Raw genomic sequence first — 20,255 nt, forward strand, 5'->3', positions numbered from 1 at the left:
CGCGCCGGCGCTGGGGTGGAAGCCGAACACCGAGGGGCCCGTCGAGGGCGATCCTGCCTGAGGACGCCTACGGCGTCGGTCGCACGGGGAAGGCGACGTCGAAGACCGCATCGACGGCGAACCCGATCGTCGCGGCCTCATCCTCGAGACTCGTGTCGCCGGCTGGCATGGCACGCGAGATCGAGAGTCCGTCGACCACGGTGAGCAGGAGGTGCGACCGCCTGGCGTTGTCGCCGGGTGGCAGTACGCCCTCCTCTTCGAGGATCGTGAGCCAGGCGCCGACCCGCCGATCCGCTTGCGACACCAGAACCTGGTAGCCGGCGCGGACATCCGCGTCGGCCTGGGCATCGGCGAACACGGTGAGCAGGTTGGTCCACACCTCGCGCGCCTGGACGGCCGTGCCGGTGGGATCCAGCAGACGCCGGATGCATTCGCGCAACCGCTCGCGCGGGGGGATCGACGTGTCGCGGATGCGCTCGTCGGGCATGGCCGCGTCGTACGTGGCCGTCAGGGCCGCATTGATCAGGTCGCGCTGAGTGGGGAAATGATGCCGCAGCGTGCTCGCACCGCACTCTGCACGCGCTGCTACCGCGCGCACGCTCAATCGGGGAGCGCCCTCCTGCAACATCTCCGTCGCCGCGGCGATGATGCGATCTCGCGTGTTCATCACGATCCTCCTCCGTCGATCTTAGGTCACTAGCACACTGTACTAGCACAGTGTGCTAGTATCGACCCATGACCGACGACAGCATCCGCTCACAGCGCACACGCACGCTGATCACCGAGGACCTTCTCCTCGTGCTGTTCCAGCCCGACTCGGGCACGATCGCGGGCGAGAACACCCTCTTCTACGTGCTCGCCGGCGGTGCGCTGACCGATCTCGCGCAGCACGGTCACGCCACGATCGAGGATGCCGGGGTCCGCGGCGTCCGGATCCATGCCGCCGGCGATCCGCCGGAGGATGAACTGCTTCGTCCGATGTGGGACTACATCAGCCAGAAGCCCCGCGGGGTCCAGACGGTTCTCGCGGCCAGCGGACCGACGCTGCGTGAACCCGTCCTCGATCGACTCGTCCGACGCGGTGACATCGGTCGGCAGAAGCGGCGTGTGCTCGGGTTGTTCCCGTCGACTGCCCTCGTCGACGGCGGGTCGGGTCGACGCGCCGAACTCGTGGCCCGAATGCGCGCCGCTCTCGTCGACGGCGAACAGCCGACCGCGCACATCGCGGCTCTCGTGGCGCTCGTCTCGGCGAGCGGATCGCTTCCCGTGCTGCACCGTGAGATCCCGTGGTCCAGCGCCACGGCCACCAGGGCGAAGAACCTGGAACAGGGCGACTGGGCCGCCGAAGCGGCCGCGGCCGCCGTCACCCGCACGATGGTCGCCGTCCTGACCAACTCGCTCGTCGTCAGCGCCGCAGTGGCCAACCGCTGACGCCACCCCAAGCCCTCCCCCCGACCGATCCGTCACCGCCGCACCCGGCGGTGTTCGGAGTGTTCGCAGACCCCAGAAGGAAAGAACATGAACTTCATCGAATTCCTGCAGGACCTCATGTCCCAGGTCCCGGTCCTCGTGCAGCCGCTCATCGTCGCGGCCGCCGCAGCGATCCCGTTCCTCGAGTCCGAGCTCGCTTCCGTGCTCGGCGTGTGGGCCGGGCTCAACCCGTTCATCGCGGCCGGCGCCGCGATGGTCGGCAACTTCGCCTCCGTCTTCGTGGTCGTCTTCTTCGGAGCACGCATCCGTGCGATGATCGTCGCCCGACGAGCGCGGCGCTCCGAACTCGTCAGCGTCGGCGGACCCGTCGCCGGAAGCGCAGCGGGAGTGAGCGAGCCTGCCGTCGAGCCCAAGCCGGAGTCGAAGGGTGTGCGGCGCTTCAAGAAGTTCCTCGTGCGCTTCGGCGTGCCCGGGGCGAGCATCCTGGGGCCGCTGGCCATCCCGACGCAGTTCACCTCGGCATTGCTCGTGTCGACCGGCGTCTCAAAGGGATGGGTGCTTCTGTGGCAGGGGGTCGCGATCTTCCTCTGGACGACGATGACCACGCTGATCGCCACCGGTGTGCTCACGCTCGTGACCGCGTGACCGGAAGCCCCGCTACGCTTCCGGCATGAGCTACTCGCTGAACGCCAGTTCGAACGACGACCGCGTCGAAACGCTCAAGCGGCAGCACCAGCGGCGGCAGAGCCGATTCTTCATAGCGTTCGCGCTCATCGAAGGTCTCGCACTCGCCGCCGCTGTGGTCGTGGTCTATCTGCTCGAGCTCGTCGACCCCGATCAGGGGATCTGGCTTCTCGTCGCGATCGCTGTCATCGGCGGTCTCACGATGAGCATGGGAGTGTTGTCGATGAGTCGGCGGCACGCACAGGAGATGCGCGACCTCACCGGGCGTTGAGCACGCGGTGAGCCGCGGCATCCGGATCAGGCTGCTCCGCGATCAGGCCGATGATCGGACCAAGCGCGGCCTTCACGGTGAGCATGCGCATCACCGTCTCACGCAGCCACGCGACCGCACGGCCGCGCCGGAACATGAGCCTCGCCAGCATCCGCGAGTTCGACTGCGCCGCCTCTACACGCGGCTTCTCGATGCGCTCCCACTCGGCCAGCACCTGTGACAGTCCGTCGCGATCGGCGTGCGCCAGCATCCGCCCCAGCATCCACGCCGACTCCATCGCCATCGCAGCGCCGATTCCGGCCGTGGGCAGGAACCCTGCCGCCGCATCGCCGAGCAGCACCGCCCCCGGTGCGACCCAGCGCTCGGCGCGCACATCGGTGAGCGGCCAGAAGTACGGATCACGGTCGGCGGCGGCGGCATCCAGAGCGGCGAGGAGTCGCGCGCTCAACTCGGGAGCGGCGGCTCGCACGCGGTCGGCGAAGGCGCGCGGACCGACAACGGTGTCGGCGACCGGCCCGCCGAGGAAGACGCCGAGTCGACCTTTGACGGGATAGACGCCGAGGAAGGATCCGTCTCCCCACACCTCCTCGCCGAGCTCCTCGTCGCCGATCGGCGGGCACCAGCTGACCCATCCGCCCCAGCCGGTGTCGGTGTCGTGCACGTTCCCGACCGGCAGCAGATCCCTGGTTCGCGCATGGATGCCTTCGGCCGCGACGACCAGGTCGAAGGATGCCGTGACCCCCGTGTCCGCGAACAAGACGGCCGATTCGCCGTCGTCCCATGTGATCGCGCCGATGGACGTGCCGAAGCTCACCGGCGTTCCGTCGCTGCTGAGCAGGTCGAGCAGGGTGCCGCGCTCGACGCCCTGATAGTCGCCGTGAACCGCGAGAAGGGCGCCGAGGTCGTCGGTGCGCAGCCGCCTGCCTCGACGTGAATGGAAGGCGTACCGGCTCAGGGGCGTGCTGTGCGCGAGGTACTCGCGTCGGATGCCGAGGTCGTCGAACACCCTGTCGACGGTCGGCATGAGGGCGAGCATGTATCCAGGGTGCGACATGGCGGGCATCCGTTCGATCACGACGGGATGCAGGCCCTGCCGTCGCAGGAGTGCGGCGAGAGTGATCCCGGCGACGCCCGCGCCGGCGATGAGGATGCGCAACCGATCATCACGTGCTGACTCGAGCTGCGCATCGAGGTCGGTGGCGACCATCGTCATGATCTCTCCTCTGCTGACGCTTGTGGACCGGGTGGTCCACACTCTACGCCCGCTGGACCACGTGGTCCAGTAGGATCGGCCCCATGGTGGATCGTGACGAGGCGGAGCGCCGCTCTGGGGCGTTGACGCCCGAACGTCGAGCGGCTCTCGCACAGGCGACAGTGGCCGAGTTCGCACGCGCCGGGTACGACGGGGCGTCCCTGAATCGCATCATTCGCGATTCGGGCATGAGCAAGAGCTCCTTCTACCATTTCGTCGGATCCAAGAGCGAGCTGTTCGACGTCGTCGTGCGGATGCTGATCGCCGACGTGCGCGCGCAGTGGACGCCACCCGCACCAGGCGAGTTCGCCGGCCGCAGGTTCTGGCGCCGGGTGGATGCGCTGCTCGAGGAGTTCGGTGCTCTCTCCGCGCAGCCCGCGCTCCAGCATCTGGGCCGGATCTTCTACCTCGGCGCCGGCCCCGGCGGATCCGATGCGCGCGCCGAACTGCTGGACGCGGTACGTGCCTGGGTCGAGGAGGTCCTCCGGGTCGGACGCGACTCGGGACAGATCGGCGCAGAACTGCCGATCGGCCTGCAGGCCGACGTGACGTTCGCGGTGCTGCGCGCGATCGACGAATGGGCTCTCGCACACGACGCCGACGGACGGGGTGCGGTCGCGGCATCCGCCCCTGGCCTTCTGCTGCGGCGGATGCTGGCGACCAGAGCCCCGGAGGAGCCGTGACCCTGCCGCGGCTCGGGCCAGTCCCGCCCCGGTAATCTGGAATCCATGCTGAACATGGCCGAAGGGCTCGAACGCCTGCGCGCGCTCGCCGAAGGATCCGTCGTCGCCGAGGTCGCGCGCGCCTTCGACACCGCCGGTTTCGAACTCGCGGTCGTCGGTGGCCCCGTGCGCGACGCGCTGCTCGGCCGCGCGGTGCACGACCTCGACTTCACGACGAACGCCTCACCCGACGAGATCCTGAAGATCGTCACGCCGATCTCGTCCACGCAGTGGGACATCGGCCGCGCCTTCGGCACGATCGGCGCCAGGGTTCGCGGCGAGCAGGTGGAGATCACCAGCTACCGCGCCGACAGCTACGACGGCGTGACGCGCAAGCCCACCGTCGAGTTCGGCGACACGATCGACGGTGACCTGGCCCGTCGTGACTTCCGCGTCAATGCGATGGCGCTCCAGGTGCCCGCTGTGAAGCTCATCGACCCGACCGGTGGCGTCGAGGATCTCGTGGCCGGCATCCTGCGCACCCCGGCCGACCCGAACGTGAGCTTCGGCGACGATCCGCTCAGGATGCTGCGAGCCGCCCGTTTCAGTGCACAGCTCGGCTTCGAGATCGAAGAGGGCACCCGTGAAGCGATCGGGCGATTGCGCGAGACGCTCAAGATCGTGAGCCCAGAGCGCATCCAGGGCGAGCTCGTGCGTCTCATGCAGACCGACGACCCCGCACGCGGCATCCGCGTCCTGGTCGAGACCGAGCTCATCGAGGAGTTCCTGCCCGAGGTCAGTGCGCTGCGCCTCGAGGTCGACGAGCACCACCACCACAAGGATGTCTACGAGCACTCGTTGACCGTGCTCACGCAGGCGATCGAGCTCGAGCACTCGCGGCATCCGGATGCCGCACCGGATGTGCCGCTGCGCATAGCCGCACTGCTGCACGACATCGGCAAGCCCCGCACCCGCAAGCTCGAGCCGGGTGGCGCCGTCACCTTCCATCACCACGACGTGGTCGGATCGCGCATGGCGCGCAAGCGCCTGCAGGCCCTGCGCTTCGACGGCGACACGACGGATGCCGTCGCCACGCTGATCGAGTTGCACCTGCGGTTCTTCGGCTATGCCGAGGGAGCGTGGACGGATGCTGCGGTGCGGCGCTACGTGCGCGACGCCGGCGACCTGCTGGAGCGGCTGCACATCCTCACTCGCGCAGACGTCACGACGCGCAACAAGCGCAAGGCCTCGCGTCTCGCCGGCGCCTACGACGACCTCGAGAAGCGCATCGCGGACCTCCGCGAGCAGGAGCAGCTCGACGCAATGCGCCCCGAGCTCGACGGCAATCAGATCCAGCAGGTCCTCGGGATCGGGCCGAGCCGCGAGATCGGCGAGGCGTACAAGTTCCTGCTCGACCTTCGGCTCGACGAGGGCGTGCTCGGTGCGGATGTCGCCGAGCAGCGCCTGCGCGAGTGGTGGGCTGCTCGGGGCTGAACGCCCCTAGCGGGTTCGCGCTCAGGGCTCCGGAGTCGGCGTGGGCGTGGGAACGGGTGACGGCGTCGGCGACGGCGTGAGGAGGCCGGGGGCGCGCAGGAACGGTGCCGCCGCATCCCTGACCGTCGACGTGCGGATCTTGCCGGTGTTCGGATCGACCCTGCCCTCCTTGAGCGGGTAGATGTTCCAGACCTCTGCTTCACGGGCATCACGGAACGGGACGCGTACAGGGGCGTCGCCGTCCCACCCGAAGCCCTGCCACGTGCCGTCGACACCCTCCTCGATCGTTCCGCCGAACAGGTTCAACGGCGTGCCGCGATCGGTGTACAGCTGCACGCGGTTGATGAGCTCGCCGTTCTCGTCGTACGCGAAGATGTTGCCGACCTGAACCCCGTCCAGCATGAGGCCGGGTTGCTGGTAGACGCCGTCGTCGATGTACTCGACCCGTGGAATCAGGACCGAGGCGAGAGCGAAAGGCAGCGCGATCACCGCGATCACGCTGATCACCGTCCGCATGTGTCGCAGCGCGTTCTGAGGGAGCCAGCGGCCACGACCCCACTGCACGCTGACGAGCATCATGGCGAGGAGGATGAGCCATCCGAGCAGTGTGTCCGGCAGGACCGATCCGCTGCCGCCGAATGACGGCGCCCCGAACATGGCGTGCGCGACGGCGTAGATCGCGAAGCCGCGCAGCAACCACCACACGGGTCGAAGTGCGATGAACAGATCCAGCAGCCAGGCGCCGAAGGCGCTGCGACGCATGCCGGCAGCGATGTGGCCGAGACGCCTGGACACTCGTGCGCGCAACCGCTCCCGCGTGACGGCATCCGATCGCTCAGGCAGGCCGGCAGCCGAACGCAGCTCCGCGGCGTAGGCGGACGGATCGCCGAGCTCGAGCACTCCACCGCCGTCGGCGGCCTGCTCGGCGAGGTCCGACGTCAGGCCCACGATGATGTCGTCGACCTCGTCTGCGGGCAGGTCGTCGAGGTGTGCGCGCACGGCGTCGGCGAAAGTGCGGATGCGCTCATCGAGCGTGGTCTCAAGGCTGTTCATCACTTCTCTCCGATCGTGCGGGACGCCGCGGCGGTGGGTGTCAGGAGGCCGTTCATCGCGGTGGCGAACTCGGCCCAACTGGCGGACTGCGCATCGAGCGACTTCGCGCCCTGCGGATTGATGGCGTAGTACTTGCGGTGCGGTCCGCCCTCGGACGGCACGACATAGCTCGACAGCGAGCCGGCGGCGTACAGGCGACGGAGCGTGCCGTAGACGGATGCGTCTCCCACGTCTCCGAGTCCGGCGTCGCGCAGACGGCGGACGATGTCGTAGCCGTAACCGTCCTCCTGCCGCAGAACGGCGAGCACCGCGACGTCCAGTACGCCCTTGAGCAATTGCGTCGTATCCACAGAACCCCTCCAATGCATCGCACACTACCACGCAATGCGCAGTAGTGTGCGAAACGCAACTGCCAGTCGTGTCGCGATCAGGTCAGTGGTGCAGAGCGGCCGCGGTGTCCGCGCCGTCGAGCGGGGCCCACGCCGGCTCGCGCAGACCGGGGCAGTGCTCCGGTGTCGGATGGTTCGCGATGTCGATGATGCGGTCGAGGGCGTCACGTGCAGCGGCGAGGTCCGCCATGGCTGCGGTGATGCGCTCGCGCTCTGCTGCCAGCATCTCGAAGACCTCTGGTGATCCATGCCCGCTGTCGACGCACGGGAGCAGTTGCAGAATGGTTCGGCTCGGAAGGCCGGCGGTGAAGAACTGCTGGATCAACTGCACGCGTTCGACCGCGGATTCGGGGTAGAGGCGCTGGCCGCTGTGCGTGCGCTCCGCGGAGAGCAGGCCCTGTTCCTCGTAGTAGCGCAGAGCGCGGGTACTGACTCCTGCGCGTTGCGCGACGTCGCCGATCCGCACGATGGTCCTCCGGGATGAATTGTTCGATTCTGACTTGCCCTTGACGTCAACGTCAACTTTTAGAGTAGTCGACGCGACGCCCGTGGTGGGCGGCCGCATCACGAAGAATCACTCAGAAAGCGGAGAATCCATGAACATCGCCGACCAGATCGCTCTCGTCACGGGCGCCAACCGCGGCATCGGCCGCGAGTTCGTGCTCGAGCTCCTCGAGCGTGGAGTCAGCAAGGTGTACGCCACGGCTCGGCGTGCGGAGAGCATCGTCTTCGACGACAGTCGCGTGGTTCCTCTGCGCCTCGATCTGCTCGATCACGAGTCGATCGTCGAGGCCGCGGCGATCGCGGATGACGTGACCCTTCTCGTCAACAACGCCGGGATCTCCACCGGTGCCACGCTCGTCACGGGCGACCTCGCGGAGATCAGACGCGAGATGGACACGCACTTCTGGGGCACGCTCGACGTGATCCGCACGTTCAGTCCTGCCCTCGCGGTGAACGGCGGTGGCGCGATCGTGAACATCCTGTCCGCTCTGTCCTGGTTCGCCGGCCCCGGCACAGGATCGTATGCGGCCGCGAAGGCGGCGGAGTGGAACATGACCAACGGCGTGCGCCTCGAGCTCGCCGCTCAGGGCACCCTGGTCCAGGGCGTCCTGCTCGGCGCAGCAGACACGGACATCGCCGCCGGATACGACGGACCGAAGATCGATCCGCGCGACGTGCCGCGGCAGGCACTCGACGGCCTGGCTCTCGGATCGATCGAGGTGATCGTCGACGACTGGACCGCGATGGTGAAGCAGTCGTTGGCAGGCGATCCCGCGCCGTTCTATCAGCGGATGACCGAGCTGCTGGGCGTCTGACGGCCCCGCCACCGTCTGTGATCGGGAGCAGCCACCCGGACGTACCGTCGCCTCATGACAGAGGAATGGCCATGGCTGGAGGAGCGGCCGGTCTTCTCGACCAGGGGTGAGAGCGGGTCGAAGGTCGCGCGCGTGCCTCCGGACGCGACCCGGCGACCGATCGGGGTGGGATACCTCGGCATCCTCTGCGGCTTCATGATCTGCGTCGGACTCGCCATCCCCGGGACGGGTCTGGCGTTCGGCACCGCGCTGGCGGACGAGGAGGCCGCGGGGTGGTGGTGGCTCGCGCTCGCCATCCCCGCGGCCATCGGAGGCGTCTTCTCGTTCAGCGGCCTGTTCGTCGAGGGTACGGAGCGGATCATGAAGAGCTCGGCGCTCGGCATGGTGTATCTCGTCGGCGTTCTCGGAGGCCTGTCGATCGCGTTCGCGGCTCTCGCCCTCTGGCACGCGAGGACCCACCCCTGGACCGGTCGCTTCAGAACCGAGACGGACTTCTTCGTCATCGCGACCACTGTCTGCGCTCTCGCCTGCGTCATGTCGGCCGTCCTCGCCGTGCGCTCGGTGCGCCGCGCCCAACGCGACGTCGACCGTGTGCTGCGACTGAGGCGGTCCACGCGTCGGTACGAGGGGTTCGTGGCTCGGCTGCCCGATCCGGATGAGTGGAACGACGGGGGCGACGTCCCCATCCGCTACCGCGACGAGCACGAGGCGCACACGATCCGAGTGCGCGTCAACACGTACGCGCACATGATCCCGGTCGTGGGGTCACGGGTGATCGTGTTCATCGGGGCGGACGGCGACATGCTCGTCGAGCTGGACCCGCAGCATCCGCCGGAGTTCTACCCCCACAGCTCTCGATACGAGTCCGACACCAGCGGTGGAGGATCCTGACGCCTCAGGACAGCGTTCGCACCCAGAACCATCCGATCGCGAATATCACGACGATCGCGATCGGCACCCAGCGGCCGCTGCGCTTGAGTCGCCTGCCCTGCTGCGCGACGCCAGGGGGCGGCGTCAGCAACCCGACCGGTGCCGCGAACGGCAGGGCGGGTGCGGCGTGCGCCGGGACAGGGACGGGAGCTCCGTCGACGGCCGCCGCCTGCGTGTACGTGCGGCCCTGCTCGGCGAGCAGGCGCTCGTCACGCCACCTGGCCCACTGGTCGAATTTGGTGATGAGCGCCCCGACCGTGCCGAACAGCCAGGCCCAGGTGTGCGGGTCGAGGGTCGACGCCGCACGTCTCGTATAGAGGAACAGCCAGTCGTCGACGATCTCGACGTCGAGCTGGGCGGCGTTGTCGATGAAGCGCGCCATGATGTCGGGCGTGAACAGGTAGAGCGCATCCTGCTCGTAGCCGGCGGGGCAGTACAGCGTGAAGTACTGATCGAAGTCGCCCTCGAGCGAGAGCTTCTGCTCCTTCTGGAACGACGCCGGCAGATTCGTGCCGAAGATCGCGTTGTTGCCGAGCGCGTCGAGCACGATGTTGGGCAGCGGCACATCGAGTTTGACGGCGACATAGCCCCACTTGTGAGTCGTCGAGTTCTTTCCCGAACCGGTCGTGTACTGGTAGTTGCCGAACTCGACGAAACGGGGGCTGTGCCCGCGGACGAGCTGATCAGCCTTGCGCGCCCGACCCAGGGTGAAGATCATGCCGGGCAGCGGCGGATCGGAGACCTCACCCGTATAGGTCATGTTGTTCGCCGCGGCGAAGCGGGCGAGCCGGTAATCCACGACGCGCCGACGGCGGACGGTCACCCACGCACCGATCCCGACCGCCACTCCCACGGCCGCGATGATCAGCAGGGGGAGCATGCCGATGAGGGAGTTCCGTCCGGTGGCGAGCGTCACGGTGAGCACGAACAGCATCGGCACCATGATGAGGACGGCGATCACCGCCACGACGATCGCGATCACGGTGGATGCCCGCGTCGATCCGCCACGGCGTGCCTTCATCTCCGTCGCGAACGCGCTCACGGCCTTGGGGTCGACGGGCTCGGTGAGGGCACGGGCATCGAAGGTCAACGGCTGCATGCTCACCCGCCTACGCTAACGCGGGCCGTGCGGAAACGCCGCAGTTCACGTCACCGTGGGGTGAGAAGGCAGTTGCTGCATGAGACTGCGCCACCCCACGCAGATCCCTTCTCACGCAGCAGCTCCCTTCTCACGCCGGCCGCAGGCAGCCCAGGAGCCGCAGACACCGCCCGTTCACCGCGGCGCCACCGAGCGGCAAGGTGCGGATGCGAGCATTCCGGACGCCCACCGACCCACCGGGAGCCCTGTGCGCACACCGCTCGTCACCGTCATCCTCCCCGCGAAGGATGCCGCTCCGTACATCGGCACGACCCTCGAGACGCTGCTGCGGCAGTTCGACGATCCGGGCTCGCTGAAGCTCGTCGCGGTGGATGACGGATCGACCGACGGCACCGGTGATCAGATGCGCAGTTATGCGGAGCGCTTCGCGCACGCCGAGGTGCTCGTCAATCCACGACCGGTCGGACTCGCCAGCGCACGCAATCAGGGTCTCGCGCACATCGAGGGCGACGCGTTCTGCTTCATCGACGGCGACGACTGGATGCAACCGCGCCGACTGCAGGTACTCGCCTCCCGGCTGCAGGAACTCGGATGCGACTTCCTCCGCACCGACCATGTGCGCGTCACCGGATCCGCCCGCAAGATCGTGCGGGCCCCCTTCGCCTGGCGCGGCGTCGTCGCATCTCCACGCGACGCGATCCTTCCCGCCGACGACACGACGATGGTCGACTACCCCTACGCGTGGGCGGGCATCTTCCACCGGCGCATCCTCGATCAGGGCCTCGCCGCGTTCCCCGACGGTCTCTTCACCGCCGAGGATCGTCCGTGGATCTGGCGACTGCACCTGCAGGCCGGGTCCTTCGCGGCGGTCGACGCCCCGGCGATGCTCTACCGCCGCGGCGTCGCGACCTCGCTCACCCAGGTGCACGATCGTCGACAGCTCGACTTTCCGCGCGCCCTCTCGCAGGTGGTGCAGATCGTGGAGCAGGATGCCGACGCCCAGCGCTTCATGCCGAAGGTGGTGCGCACCGCCCTCGCATTGAGCTCGCATCACATCGTTCGGTCACGGCGCATGACGCCGGCACTGCGGCGCGAGATGCGTGACAGCATCCGCGACCTGCTCGCCACGCTCGACGCCGCGGATGTCGCCCACGCCCTCGATCGCCTGGAGGGCTCCAAACGACGGGTGCTCGCTCGCACGCTGCGTGAGGCGGGGCACGCGAGATGACCCAGCTCTTCGTCCTTCACAGCGCCTACGGGCTCACCACGGCTGCCGCCGCACTCGACGAGGGCCTCATCGAAGCGGGCCAGGAGCGGGTGCTCGTACCGGTGAACTCCGCGCGCATCCCCGAGACGAGCCTTGCGATCCACGAGCAGCCGAACCTCCGCTCGCTGTGCGCGCGCTTCGATCGCATCGAGCCGCTCGACGAGATCCTCTCGCCGCAGCATCCGAGCTCATGGCATCCCGTCGCGACCGACCTTCCGATCCTGAATCGTCTGCTCTCACGCGCCTGGAGGCTCGACGACGATCTGGAGCTGTTCGTGCAGAGTCCGCAGGTCGCCCCCGCGCGCACCCTGCTGTCGCTGTTCCCCGATGCCCGGATCACGATCATCGGCGATGGCCTGATGACGTACTCGCCGATGCGGGTGAAGCTGCCGCGCACCGTCGTCGAACGGGTCGGCCGCGTCGTGTACGCCGACGTCGTGCCCGGAGTGGAGCCGCTCGTGTTCGGTGCGGCGAGACCGACGCCGCCGCGCGAGACCGATCCGGACACGCCGCGTCTCGTGCCGCAGGCTCGGTCTCGTGGCGGCGCAGGTGGTGCAGAGCGGATGCCGGTGCCTCCGGCAGCGTTCCGGAAGGTGCTTCTCGAGACGACGGCGGCTGATCCGCGCCTCGACGCGCTCGCCGACGGCACACCGACCGCGCTCGTGCTCGGCCAGTACCTGTCCGCACTGGGACTGGTGTCGCCCGCGGAGGAGATCGCGATGCAGGGCGACATGATCGATCGGGCAGCGGCGTGGAATCCGCAGCGCATCGTCTTCAAACCCCATCCGTCCGCACCACCGCTGGTCACCGACGCCGTGCGTGCGCGGGCCGAGGCTCACGGGGTCGAGTTCGTCGAGTACCGCGGAGTCGAATCGGCAGAGCTCGTCGCCGAGCGCCTGGATGTGGTCGGCGTCGTCGCAGGGTTCTCGACCGCTCTGCCGACCGCACAGGCACTGTTCGATCGGCCGGTGGCGTCCTCCGGCACGCAGACGGTGCTGAGCAGGCTCACCCCGTACGAGAACAGCAATCGGATCCCCGCGACGATCGTCGACGCGCTGACCCGACCGGATGACCGCTATCGCGACCCGGAACGGCTGCAGTCGCTCATCGATGCCGTGGGGTACGCGATGCAGCCCAAGATCGCCGCGCACCTCCGCCCGCGGGCGGAGGAACTGCTCCGGCAGCTCGACCAGGCCGAACGGGATCGCTACTTCGCCCGTGACAGGCTCATCGCACTGCGACTGCCCGGGGCCCCGGCCGAGCCGATCGTGCGCCGCGCGCTGCGTTCGGTCGGCGGCGTGGGCAGGGTCGAGGAGATCCGGCTCACGATCAGGGGCGCGCGTCGACGCGCCGCACGGGTGTGGAAGGTGGCGCGCGGACTATGACGACTTCACGTGAAGAGGCGACGGCGGAGGCATCAGCAGGCGGCCTCACCGTCGCGGTCATCCCGGCGCGGGGCGGATCGAAGGGTGTGCCCCGCAAGAACGTCATGCGTGTGGGCGGCGTCGCGCTCATCCAGCGCGCCGTGCGCGCCGCAGCGGCGGCGGCGCACGTGGATCTCGTGGTGGTCTCCACCGACGACGACGAGATCGCGGAGTTGAGCGCCGCGGCCGGGGCTCGCGTCATCCGCCGGCCGGCCGAGCTCTCCGGCGACGTCGCCTCCTCCGAGAGCGCGGTGCTGCACGTGCTCGACGCCCTGGACGACGCGGGGGACAGGACGGACGTGGTCGTCTTCATCCAGGCGACGTCGCCGTTCATCCCCAGTGACGGCATCGACGTCGCGGTCGACGGGGTGCGCTCCGGCCGATACGACAGCATGTTCTCCGCGCACGAGACGTACGGGTTCCTGTGGGGGCGAGACGACGAGGGGGCCGCGGTCTCGATCAACCACGACGCCGCCCACCGGCCGCGCCGCCAGGACCGCGAACCGCACTACCTCGAGACCGGTGCCTTCTACGCGTTCCGGGCAGACGGTTTCCGTCGGGCACGGCACCGCTTCTTCGGCAGGATCGGCATCGTCGAGGTCTCCGAACGCACGGCGATCGAGATCGACGACGTGCACCAGCTCGCCGCGGCATCCGCTCTCGCCCCGCTCGTGGATCAGCCGGAGGCCATCGCGGTGAAGGCCGTGGTCACCGACTTCGACGGCGTGCACACGGACGACACGGCCCTGGTCGACGCCGAAGGGCGCGAGCAGGTGCGCGTCAGCAGGGAGGACGGGATGGGGGTCGCCAGGCTCAGGCGCGCCGGCATCCCGATGCTCATCCTCTCGACCGAGGTCAACCCGGTGGTGCGCGCGCGGGCGGAGAAGCTGAGAGTGCCGGTGCTGCACGGCGTCGACGACAAGGAAGCCGCGCTCGCCGCGTGGGCGACGGAGAACGGCATCGCCCTCGCCGACATCGCCTATCTCGGCAACGACGTGAACGACCTGCCTGCCATGCGGATCGTCGGCTGGCCCGTCGCGGTCGCGGATGCGCGGGCAGAGGTGCGTGCGGCGGCCAGGGTCGTGCTCGACAGACGAGGCGGCGACGGAGCCGTACGCGAGCTGATCGAGCGCGTTCTGACAGCCGACCGACCCCGGTAACCCCGAGTTCGTGCAGTGTTCACAGTCGCGGCGTACCCAGGAATGAGGGGTACGACGACTGGAGGACCACCATGACTGTCAGCATCGGATCACGCGTGATCGGAGGCGGCCGGCCCGCCTATGTCATCGCTGAGATCGGCCTGAACCACAACGGCGACGTCGACATCGCGAAGCGACTCATCGACATCGCGGCCGACGCCGGTGTGGACGCGGTGAAGTTCCAGAAGCGCACCCCGGAGATCTCCACCCCCGAGCACATGCGCGATGTTCCGCGGGAGACGCCGTGGGGCACGATGACCTACCTCGACTACCGCCGTCGCGTCGAGTTCGGCCGTGACGAGTACGTCGAGATCGGCGACCACGCCACGCTGCGCGGGCTCGGCTGGTTCGCTTCGCCGTGGGACGTGCCCAGCGTCGCGTTCCTCGAAGAGCTGAACGTCGTGGCGCACAAGGTCGCATCGGCCAGCGTCACCGACCTCGAGCTGCTGACCGCGCTGCGCGAGACGGGCAAGCCGATCATCCTTTCGTCCGGCATGTCGACCATCGAGCAGATCGACCGTGCGCTCGAGACCCTCGGCACCGACCGGGTCGTGCTCATGCACGCGACGTCGACCTACCCGATGGAGCCGGAGGAGGCCAACCTCCGCGTCATCACGACGCTGCGCGACCGTTACCCCGGTGTGCCGATCGGCTACTCGGGACACGAGCGCGGACTTCAGATCTCCCTCGCGGCCGTCGCACTCGGAGCAGTCGCCGTCGAGCGTCACATCACGCTCGATCGCACGATGTGGGGCTCCGACCACGCCGCATCGCTCGAGCCGACAGGGCTCTCGCACCTCGTGCGCGACATCCGGGTCATCGAGACCGCTCTCGGCGACGGGGTCAAGCGCGTCTTCCCGGGCGAGCAGGCCCCGATGGCGAAGCTGCGTCGCGTTCCGGCATGAGCATGATGACCAGCACGAGCGAGTTGCGCGTCGTCGCGATCGCGGATGCCGACTCGTTCGTGAAATGGTCGGCGTCGCTGCTGTCGGGCGTCGAGGGCATTCGACGCCACATGCTGCTCGTGCGCACGCCGCTCACGGTGAGTCCGGCGCAGGAGCGCACCGCCCTCACCGGTACGAGCTTCACGGCTGCCGACGTCACGCGCCTCGGTTTCGAGGAACTGCACGGGTGGCTCACAGGGCATCAGCCCGACATGGTCGTGCTCTCCGGCCGCGGGCCTTTCGTCCGCCTGATGGCCCGCCAGATCGACCGGCTCACGCGCAGGCCGGTCGTGGTGAGCGGACTGCCGGGAATGTCGATTCCCGCTCAGCGCGGTGCGCTCGAGTACCGGCGCGAGAGCGACCTGATGATCGTGCACTCGCATCGTGAGGAGCGCGCCTTCGCCGAGCTCGGCCGTCGCATCGGCATCCAGGTGCCGACCGCGCTCGCGGTGCTCCCCTTCGCGCGGATGGCGCCGGATGCCGTGACGGCGACGACCGTCCGCGTCGAGGAACGCGAACTCGTCGGTGCGTCGACGGGCGGTGGCGCATCCCGTGCCGGTCGCCCCGCACCGGCTCCGCTCGCCCGCCCCGGCGGGACGGACCTCGTGTTCGCCGCGCAGGCGCTCGTGCCTGCCGCGCGGCACGAACGCGAGCAGATCGTCGAGATGCTGCGCCTCGCGGCGGTCGCCGATCCGACCAAGCGCGTCGTCGTGAAGCTGCGATCGCGGCCGGGAGAGGCCGAGGCACACCTCGAGCGCGATGCCTATGCCGACCTGCTGGCGGATCGCCCCGGCAACCTCGTCATCTCCCACGAGCCGATGTCGACGGCGCTCGCTCGCGCCGAGGGGCTGGTGACCGTCAGTTCGACGGCGGCGATCGAGGCGCTTGCGCAGAAGGTCCCCGTCATCGCCCTCGACACGTTCGGGGTGCACAAGGTGCTCCTGAACACGGTGTTCACCGGCAGCGGCCTGCTGGGCGGCGCCGAGGAGGTCGTGGGACGGCGGTTCCGCCATCCGCTCGCCGGCTGGCAGCGCGACAACTACTTCCAACCGGAATCCGACACGAACTGGTGGCGCTGCGTCGAAGAGCTCGTCGCGCTGCGCCGCGAGGGCCGGCTGCGGGCGAAGCTCGTGCCGGCCGGTCGCGGTGGCGCGCTGCATGCGGCATGGCACCGCAAGAGCGTGCTCGCGGGCGAGGATCGTTCGGTCATCGGTCGTGTGGCGCTGGGCGTGGGGGCTCCGCTCGTGAACGGCATCCTGTCGATGCGACGTGCGCGCGGCAGAGCGGGCGAGGACACCTGGTCGGATGCCACGACCGACTACACGCTCGAGCCGACGCCGCACCACGACCCGATCCGGCGCTGAGCGCGGGTCGGCCGGCGGGGTGTCGGAAGGTTTTCGCGGGTTCCCGGGCAGCGGGAGCTGTCGCCGGAAGAGTTTCGCGGGTCGAGCTCAATCCAGAGTCGCGAAATCCTTCCGGCATGTTGGTGCGGGAGGCGTACCCTGTCGGCGTGACAGTGCTCATCGCCTTTCTCGCCAACCTGCTCGTCGCCATCGCCAAGACGGTCGCCGCGATCATCACGGCATCCGCATCGATGGTCGCCGAGGCCGCCCACTCGTGGGCCGATGCGGGCAACGAGATCTTCCTGCTGATCGCCGATCGGCAAGGTGCCCGTCGCAAGGATGAACGCCATCCGCTCGGGTACGGCCGCAGCGCTTTCGTCTGGTCGTTGATCGCCGCGTTCGGCATCTTCACCGCCGGTGCGATCGTGTCGATCATGCACGGCATCCAGGAGCTCGGATCCGACGAACCGGTCGAGAGCCCCCTGGTCGCCTATGTCGTGCTGGCCGTCGCATTCGTGCTCGAAGGTGCGTCGTTCACGCAGGCGCTCATCCGCTCGCGTCGGCTCGCTCGCGAGCGTGGTAGCTCGACATGGGACTTCGTGATCGAGACGAGTGACACGACTCTGCGTGCCGTCTTCTTCGAGGATGCTGCGGCGCTCATCGGCCTCGCACTCGCCGGCGGCTCCATCGCGCTGCACCAGGTCACCGGCGTCGCGGCCTGGGATGCAGTCGGGTCGATCCTCGTCGGCGTCCTCCTTGCCGTCGTGGCCGTCGTGCTGATCGGGCGCAACCTGGCCTTCATCGTGGGTACGAGCGCATCGCCGGAGCTGCGATCGCGCGTCGGTACTGCGCTGCTCGCGGCGCCTGCGATCGAACGAGTGACCTACCTGCACATCGAGTACGTCGGCCCGAACCGCCTGTTCATCGTGGCCGAGATCGACCTTGCCGGAGATGAGCGCGAGCACGATGTCGCGAGGCGCCTGCGCGATGTGGAGCGCCAGATCGAGGCGCATCCGGTCGTCGAGACGGTCGTTCTCTCACTTTCGGTGGAAGACGAGCCCTCGCTCGTGTTCAAGGATCAGCGGGGTTCGGTCGATTGACCGCGTTCGCGACACGCCCGGAACTCCGCTAGACTGTCCAGGTTGTCTGTCTTCTGCGTGCATCCTGCGCGCACGGGCGGGCACGTGCACACACCCTCCTGCTTTCGGGAAATGCCCGGAAGCCGTTCTAGTCCGAAGGAGGTGGGTAAGTGACGCACCAGTACGAACTCATGGTCATTCTGACCCCCGAGATCGACGAGCGCCAGGTCGCCCCTACGCTCGACAAGTTCCTGAAGGTCATCACCAACGATGGTGGCTCGATTGACAAGGTCGACATCTGGGGCAAGCGCCGTCTTGCATACGAGATCCAGAAGAAGACCGAGGGCATCTACGCCGTCGTCAACTTCACCGCGACGAGCGCTGCCACGCAGGAGCTCGACCGTCAGCTGGGCCTGAACGAGCAGATCATGCGCACCAAGGTGCTCCGCTCCGAGGAAGCTCAGGCGATGGTCGCTTCGGAGGCGAAGCGCTCCGAGGAGAAGGCAGCCCGCAAGGCCGCCAAGGCAGCGAAGGCCTAAGGCTCATGGCCGGCGAAACCGTCATCACCGTGGTGGGAAACCTCACGGCCGACCCCGAGCTGCGCTACACGCAGAACGGACTGCCGGTGGCGAACTTCACCATCGCATCGACGCCGCGAACCTTCGACCGTCAGGCGAACGAGTGGAAGGACGGCGATGCGCTGTTCCTCCGTGCGTCCGTGTGGCGCGAGTTCGCCGAGCACGTGGCCGGTTCGCTGACGAAGGGCATGCGTGTTGTCGCGCAGGGTCGTCTTCGCCAGCGTTCCTACCAGGACCGTGAGGGCAACAACCGCACGGCCATCGAGCTCGAGGTCGATGAGATCGGCCCTTCGCTGCGTTACGCGACGGCGCAGGTCACCCGTGCGGCTTCCGGCGGTGCCGGTGGCGGCGGCGGTGGACAGCGTCCAGCGCAGCAGCAGGTGTCGGAGGAGCCGTGGTCCACACCCGGTTCCTCGACCAGCGCGGATGCCTGGAGCACTCCAGGCAGCTTCGGCGACGACACCCCGTTCTAAACAACTTCTGGATCCGCGTCTCGCAAGAGGCACGGCATCCGCTCATCAATAAGGAAAAACCATGGCTGGAAAGTCGAGCGGCGACCGCCGCAAGCCGCGGAAGGGTGGCAAGCCCACCGCTCCCGCGAAGTCGATCCGGGTCGGCGTCATTGACTACAAGGACGTCGCTACCCTTCGCAAGTTCGTCTCGGAGCGCGGCAAGATCCGTGCCCGTCGTATCACCGGTGTCTCGGTGCAGGAGCAGCGTCTGATCGCCACGGCGATCAAGAACGCACGCGAGATGGCACTCCTGCCTTACGCCGGCGCTGGCCGCTAAGGGGTATCGATATGGCAAAGCTGATTCTCACGAATGAGGTCGCCGGGCTCGGAAGCGCCGGCGACGTTATCGAGGTCAAGAACGGGTACGCCCGCAACTACCTCATCCCCCAGGGCCTCGCCACGGCGTGGACCCGCGGTGGCGCAAAGCAGGTCGAGTCGATCCAGGCCGCACGCAAGGCGCGTGCGATCCACGACCGCGACGAGGCTGTGGCTCTCAAGGACAAGATCGAGGACACCAAGGTCCGTCTGGCCGTCAAGGCCGGCGGCGGCGGGCGTCTGTTCGGTTCGGTCAAGACCGAGCACGTCGCGAGCGCTGTCGAGGCTGCCGGCCTCGGCGCGATCGACAAGCGCAAGGTGACCATCACCTCGCCGATCAAGTCGACCGGTGACCACGAGGCGACCGTGCGTCTGCACGAAGACGTCGTCGCCGTCATCACCCTTCAGGTCGTCGCGGCCAAGTAACGCGCGATCCTCAGAAAGCCCTCTGCCTTCGGGCGGAGGGCTTTCTGCGTTCTCGGCGGCGGACCGCCTACGACGCCTGCGGAGACTGATCGGTCCGTCGGGAGCAGACATCCACGACTGAGCGATGGCACTTCACCGGAGCGGCTGAACGACGGATGAATTCGCCGGTGACCGGCTCGTTCCCGTGCGCGGAGGGATGGACGCGCCCGAGAAAAACAGGGCTTGACTTCTCCCCAGGTTGTACACATGTGCTTTCTGAGTGGTCAACCTTCAACGGCGCGTTTAAACAGATTCTCATCCACAGCCTGGGGAACCGAGAAATACCAGGTCAAGACAAATAAAAAATCTCCAAACCGACGTGCAGCACAGGGTTATCCACATGCGTTCTGCACAGACACTCCGAAGTTGTTCGCATCCTCTCCACAGAGTTATCCACAGGCTGTGTTGCGGGTGGAGTAGGGCGCTTCTAGCGTGGACGAGCGACGAGATGTCGGTGGTTCGTGGTTCGCTCATTGCTGCCGCAGAACCGGCCGTCGTCGTACGGCAATCGGGGGATCCATCATCCCGCGCCGCAACAGCAGCCA

General features: G+C 68.1%; 23 protein-coding genes. 17 read left to right on the top strand and 6 right to left on the bottom strand.

Annotation, left to right across the window (positions count from 1 at the left end; genetic code table 11):
• Positions 1–67: 67 nt before the first annotated feature.
• Positions 68–667: a TetR/AcrR family transcriptional regulator gene (locus ACNPNP_RS16785; protein ID WP_448967160.1), complete on the bottom strand. Its 600-nt coding sequence runs from the start codon at positions 665–667 to the stop codon at positions 68–70.
• A 68-nt stretch (positions 668–735) separates the two neighbouring features.
• Between ACNPNP_RS16785 and ACNPNP_RS16790 the strand changes: the two genes are divergently transcribed.
• The 3 genes from ACNPNP_RS16790 to ACNPNP_RS16800 all read left to right on the top strand — a co-directional run bounded on the left by ACNPNP_RS16790 (position 736) and on the right by ACNPNP_RS16800 (position 2,386).
• Positions 736–1,431, top strand: a complete 696-nt coding sequence (locus ACNPNP_RS16790; RefSeq protein ID WP_448967161.1) for a GOLPH3/VPS74 family protein — start codon at positions 736–738, stop codon at positions 1,429–1,431.
• An 87-nt stretch (positions 1,432–1,518) separates the two neighbouring features.
• The gene (locus ACNPNP_RS16795; RefSeq protein ID WP_448967162.1) at positions 1,519–2,076 is read left to right on the top strand and encodes a small multidrug efflux protein; all 558 of its coding nucleotides are present in this window, start codon (positions 1,519–1,521) and stop codon (positions 2,074–2,076) included.
• Between the two features lie 25 nt (positions 2,077–2,101).
• The gene (locus ACNPNP_RS16800) at positions 2,102–2,386 is read left to right on the top strand and encodes a hypothetical protein (protein WP_448967163.1); all 285 of its coding nucleotides are present in this window, start codon (positions 2,102–2,104) and stop codon (positions 2,384–2,386) included.
• Here the strand turns inward: ACNPNP_RS16800 and ACNPNP_RS16805 are convergent.
• Positions 2,373–3,599, bottom strand: a complete 1,227-nt coding sequence (locus ACNPNP_RS16805; RefSeq protein ID WP_448967164.1) for an FAD-dependent oxidoreductase — start codon at positions 3,597–3,599, stop codon at positions 2,373–2,375. The genes ACNPNP_RS16800 and ACNPNP_RS16805 overlap by 14 nt on opposite strands.
• A gap of 83 nt (positions 3,600–3,682) precedes the next feature.
• On the opposite strand from ACNPNP_RS16805, the gene ACNPNP_RS16810 reads away from it, so the two are divergent.
• Together ACNPNP_RS16810 and ACNPNP_RS16815 are read left to right on the top strand one after the other, a co-directional pair.
• Positions 3,683–4,321 (top strand): TetR/AcrR family transcriptional regulator, encoded by a 639-nt coding sequence (locus tag ACNPNP_RS16810; RefSeq protein WP_448967165.1) that lies wholly within the window; start codon positions 3,683–3,685, stop codon positions 4,319–4,321.
• 45 nt (positions 4,322–4,366) lie between these two features.
• A complete protein-coding gene (locus ACNPNP_RS16815; protein ID WP_448967166.1) occupies positions 4,367–5,794 on the top strand; it encodes a CCA tRNA nucleotidyltransferase in 1,428 nt (475 codons plus the stop codon).
• Positions 5,795–5,815: 21 nt separating this feature from the next.
• Here the strand turns inward: ACNPNP_RS16815 and ACNPNP_RS16820 are convergent, their stop codons facing one another.
• The 3 genes from ACNPNP_RS16820 to ACNPNP_RS16830 all read right to left on the bottom strand — a co-directional run bounded on the left by ACNPNP_RS16820 (position 5,816) and on the right by ACNPNP_RS16830 (position 7,702).
• Positions 5,816–6,847 (bottom strand): HAAS signaling domain-containing protein, encoded by a 1,032-nt coding sequence (locus ACNPNP_RS16820; protein ID WP_448967167.1) that lies wholly within the window; start codon positions 6,845–6,847, stop codon positions 5,816–5,818.
• Positions 6,847–7,197, bottom strand: a complete 351-nt coding sequence (locus ACNPNP_RS16825) for a PadR family transcriptional regulator (RefSeq protein ID WP_448967168.1) — start codon at positions 7,195–7,197, stop codon at positions 6,847–6,849. The genes ACNPNP_RS16820 and ACNPNP_RS16825 overlap by 1 nt, the downstream gene beginning before the upstream one ends.
• A gap of 82 nt (positions 7,198–7,279) precedes the next feature.
• The gene (locus ACNPNP_RS16830) at positions 7,280–7,702 is read right to left on the bottom strand and encodes a MerR family transcriptional regulator (protein WP_448967169.1); all 423 of its coding nucleotides are present in this window, start codon (positions 7,700–7,702) and stop codon (positions 7,280–7,282) included.
• 130 nt (positions 7,703–7,832) lie between these two features.
• Here ACNPNP_RS16830 and ACNPNP_RS16835 point away from each other — a divergent pair, with 130 nt between their 5' ends.
• Positions 7,833–8,555 carry an SDR family oxidoreductase gene (locus ACNPNP_RS16835; protein ID WP_448967170.1) on the top strand — a complete coding sequence of 241 codons (723 nt, stop codon included), beginning with the start codon at positions 7,833–7,835 and terminating at the stop codon, positions 8,553–8,555.
• A gap of 54 nt (positions 8,556–8,609) precedes the next feature.
• Entirely contained in the window at positions 8,610–9,446 is an 837-nt protein-coding gene (locus tag ACNPNP_RS16840; protein ID WP_448967171.1) for a hypothetical protein, read from the top strand.
• Positions 9,447–9,450: 4 nt separating this feature from the next.
• On the opposite strand, the gene ACNPNP_RS16845 is transcribed toward ACNPNP_RS16840, so the two are convergent.
• Complete coding sequence (locus ACNPNP_RS16845; RefSeq protein ID WP_448967277.1) at positions 9,451–10,584, bottom strand: hypothetical protein; 1,134 nt, start codon at positions 10,582–10,584, stop codon at positions 9,451–9,453.
• 79 nt (positions 10,585–10,663) lie between these two features.
• On the opposite strand from ACNPNP_RS16845, the gene ACNPNP_RS16850 reads away from it, so the two are divergent.
• The 10 genes from ACNPNP_RS16850 (at position 10,664) to rplI (ending at position 19,671) form a co-directional block, all read left to right on the top strand.
• A complete protein-coding gene (locus tag ACNPNP_RS16850; RefSeq protein ID WP_448967172.1) occupies positions 10,664–11,812 on the top strand; it encodes a glycosyltransferase family 2 protein in 1,149 nt (382 codons plus the stop codon).
• Positions 11,809–13,236 (top strand): polysialyltransferase family glycosyltransferase, encoded by a 1,428-nt coding sequence (locus ACNPNP_RS16855; protein WP_448967173.1) that lies wholly within the window; start codon positions 11,809–11,811, stop codon positions 13,234–13,236. The genes ACNPNP_RS16850 and ACNPNP_RS16855 overlap by 4 nt, the downstream gene beginning before the upstream one ends.
• On the top strand, positions 13,233–14,435 hold the full coding sequence (locus ACNPNP_RS16860) for a cytidylyltransferase domain-containing protein (protein ID WP_448967174.1): 1,203 nt from the start codon (positions 13,233–13,235) through the stop codon (positions 14,433–14,435). Before ACNPNP_RS16855 ends, ACNPNP_RS16860 begins: the two co-directional genes overlap by 4 nt.
• Before the next feature lie 71 nt (positions 14,436–14,506).
• Positions 14,507–15,379, top strand: a complete 873-nt coding sequence (locus ACNPNP_RS16865; RefSeq protein ID WP_448967175.1) for an N-acetylneuraminate synthase family protein — start codon at positions 14,507–14,509, stop codon at positions 15,377–15,379.
• Positions 15,376–16,782: a DUF6716 putative glycosyltransferase gene (locus ACNPNP_RS16870; protein WP_448967176.1), complete on the top strand. Its 1,407-nt coding sequence runs from the start codon at positions 15,376–15,378 to the stop codon at positions 16,780–16,782. The genes ACNPNP_RS16865 and ACNPNP_RS16870 overlap by 4 nt, the downstream gene beginning before the upstream one ends.
• 146 nt (positions 16,783–16,928) lie before the next feature.
• Complete coding sequence (locus ACNPNP_RS16875) at positions 16,929–17,861, top strand: cation diffusion facilitator family transporter (RefSeq protein ID WP_448967177.1); 933 nt, start codon at positions 16,929–16,931, stop codon at positions 17,859–17,861.
• A gap of 149 nt (positions 17,862–18,010) precedes the next feature.
• Positions 18,011–18,379: a 30S ribosomal protein S6 gene (gene rpsF, locus ACNPNP_RS16880; RefSeq protein ID WP_448967178.1), complete on the top strand. Its 369-nt coding sequence runs from the start codon at positions 18,011–18,013 to the stop codon at positions 18,377–18,379.
• A 5-nt stretch (positions 18,380–18,384) separates the two neighbouring features.
• Entirely contained in the window at positions 18,385–18,891 is a 507-nt protein-coding gene (locus ACNPNP_RS16885; RefSeq protein WP_448967179.1) for a single-stranded DNA-binding protein, read from the top strand.
• Between the two features lie 61 nt (positions 18,892–18,952).
• Complete coding sequence (gene rpsR / locus ACNPNP_RS16890) at positions 18,953–19,207, top strand: 30S ribosomal protein S18 (RefSeq protein ID WP_017829850.1); 255 nt, start codon at positions 18,953–18,955, stop codon at positions 19,205–19,207.
• An 11-nt stretch (positions 19,208–19,218) separates the two neighbouring features.
• Positions 19,219–19,671, top strand: coding sequence for a 50S ribosomal protein L9 (rplI, locus tag ACNPNP_RS16895; RefSeq protein ID WP_448967180.1), 453 nt, complete (start codon positions 19,219–19,221; stop codon positions 19,669–19,671).
• Positions 19,672–20,255: the final 584 nt, after the last annotated feature.

It is taken from the genome of Microbacterium xerophyticum (assembly GCF_053543555.1).

Bases quoted from the DNA above. Each gene is read 5' to 3' on its own strand.
- ACNPNP_RS16815 (WP_448967166.1), top strand. From the start codon at position 4,367: ATGCTGAACATGGCCGAAGGGCTCGAACGCCTGCGCGCGCTCGCCGAA.
- ACNPNP_RS16800 (WP_448967163.1), top strand. From the start codon at position 2,102: ATGAGCTACTCGCTGAACGCCAGTTCGAACGACGACCGCGTCGAAACG.
- ACNPNP_RS16870 (WP_448967176.1), top strand. From the start codon at position 15,376: ATGAGCATGATGACCAGCACGAGCGAGTTGCGCGTCGTCGCGATCGCG.
- ACNPNP_RS16790 (WP_448967161.1), top strand. From the start codon at position 736: ATGACCGACGACAGCATCCGCTCACAGCGCACACGCACGCTGATCACC.
- ACNPNP_RS16865 (WP_448967175.1), top strand. From the start codon at position 14,507: ATGACTGTCAGCATCGGATCACGCGTGATCGGAGGCGGCCGGCCCGCC.
- rplI (WP_448967180.1), top strand. From the start codon at position 19,219: ATGGCAAAGCTGATTCTCACGAATGAGGTCGCCGGGCTCGGAAGCGCC.
- ACNPNP_RS16835 (WP_448967170.1), top strand. From the start codon at position 7,833: ATGAACATCGCCGACCAGATCGCTCTCGTCACGGGCGCCAACCGCGGC.
- ACNPNP_RS16855 (WP_448967173.1), top strand. From the start codon at position 11,809: ATGACCCAGCTCTTCGTCCTTCACAGCGCCTACGGGCTCACCACGGCT.
- ACNPNP_RS16860 (WP_448967174.1), top strand. From the start codon at position 13,233: ATGACGACTTCACGTGAAGAGGCGACGGCGGAGGCATCAGCAGGCGGC.
- ACNPNP_RS16885 (WP_448967179.1), top strand. From the start codon at position 18,385: ATGGCCGGCGAAACCGTCATCACCGTGGTGGGAAACCTCACGGCCGAC.
- ACNPNP_RS16845 (WP_448967277.1), bottom strand. From the start codon at position 10,584: ATGCAGCCGTTGACCTTCGATGCCCGTGCCCTCACCGAGCCCGTCGAC.
- ACNPNP_RS16795 (WP_448967162.1), top strand. From the start codon at position 1,519: ATGAACTTCATCGAATTCCTGCAGGACCTCATGTCCCAGGTCCCGGTC.
- rpsR (WP_017829850.1), top strand. From the start codon at position 18,953: ATGGCTGGAAAGTCGAGCGGCGACCGCCGCAAGCCGCGGAAGGGTGGC.
- ACNPNP_RS16820 (WP_448967167.1), bottom strand. From the start codon at position 6,847: ATGAACAGCCTTGAGACCACGCTCGATGAGCGCATCCGCACTTTCGCC.
- ACNPNP_RS16840 (WP_448967171.1), top strand. From the start codon at position 8,610: ATGACAGAGGAATGGCCATGGCTGGAGGAGCGGCCGGTCTTCTCGACC.
- ACNPNP_RS16810 (WP_448967165.1), top strand. From the start codon at position 3,683: ATGGTGGATCGTGACGAGGCGGAGCGCCGCTCTGGGGCGTTGACGCCC.
- ACNPNP_RS16785 (WP_448967160.1), bottom strand. From the start codon at position 667: ATGAACACGCGAGATCGCATCATCGCCGCGGCGACGGAGATGTTGCAG.
- ACNPNP_RS16805 (WP_448967164.1), bottom strand. From the start codon at position 3,599: ATGACGATGGTCGCCACCGACCTCGATGCGCAGCTCGAGTCAGCACGT.
- ACNPNP_RS16850 (WP_448967172.1), top strand. From the start codon at position 10,664: ATGAGACTGCGCCACCCCACGCAGATCCCTTCTCACGCAGCAGCTCCC.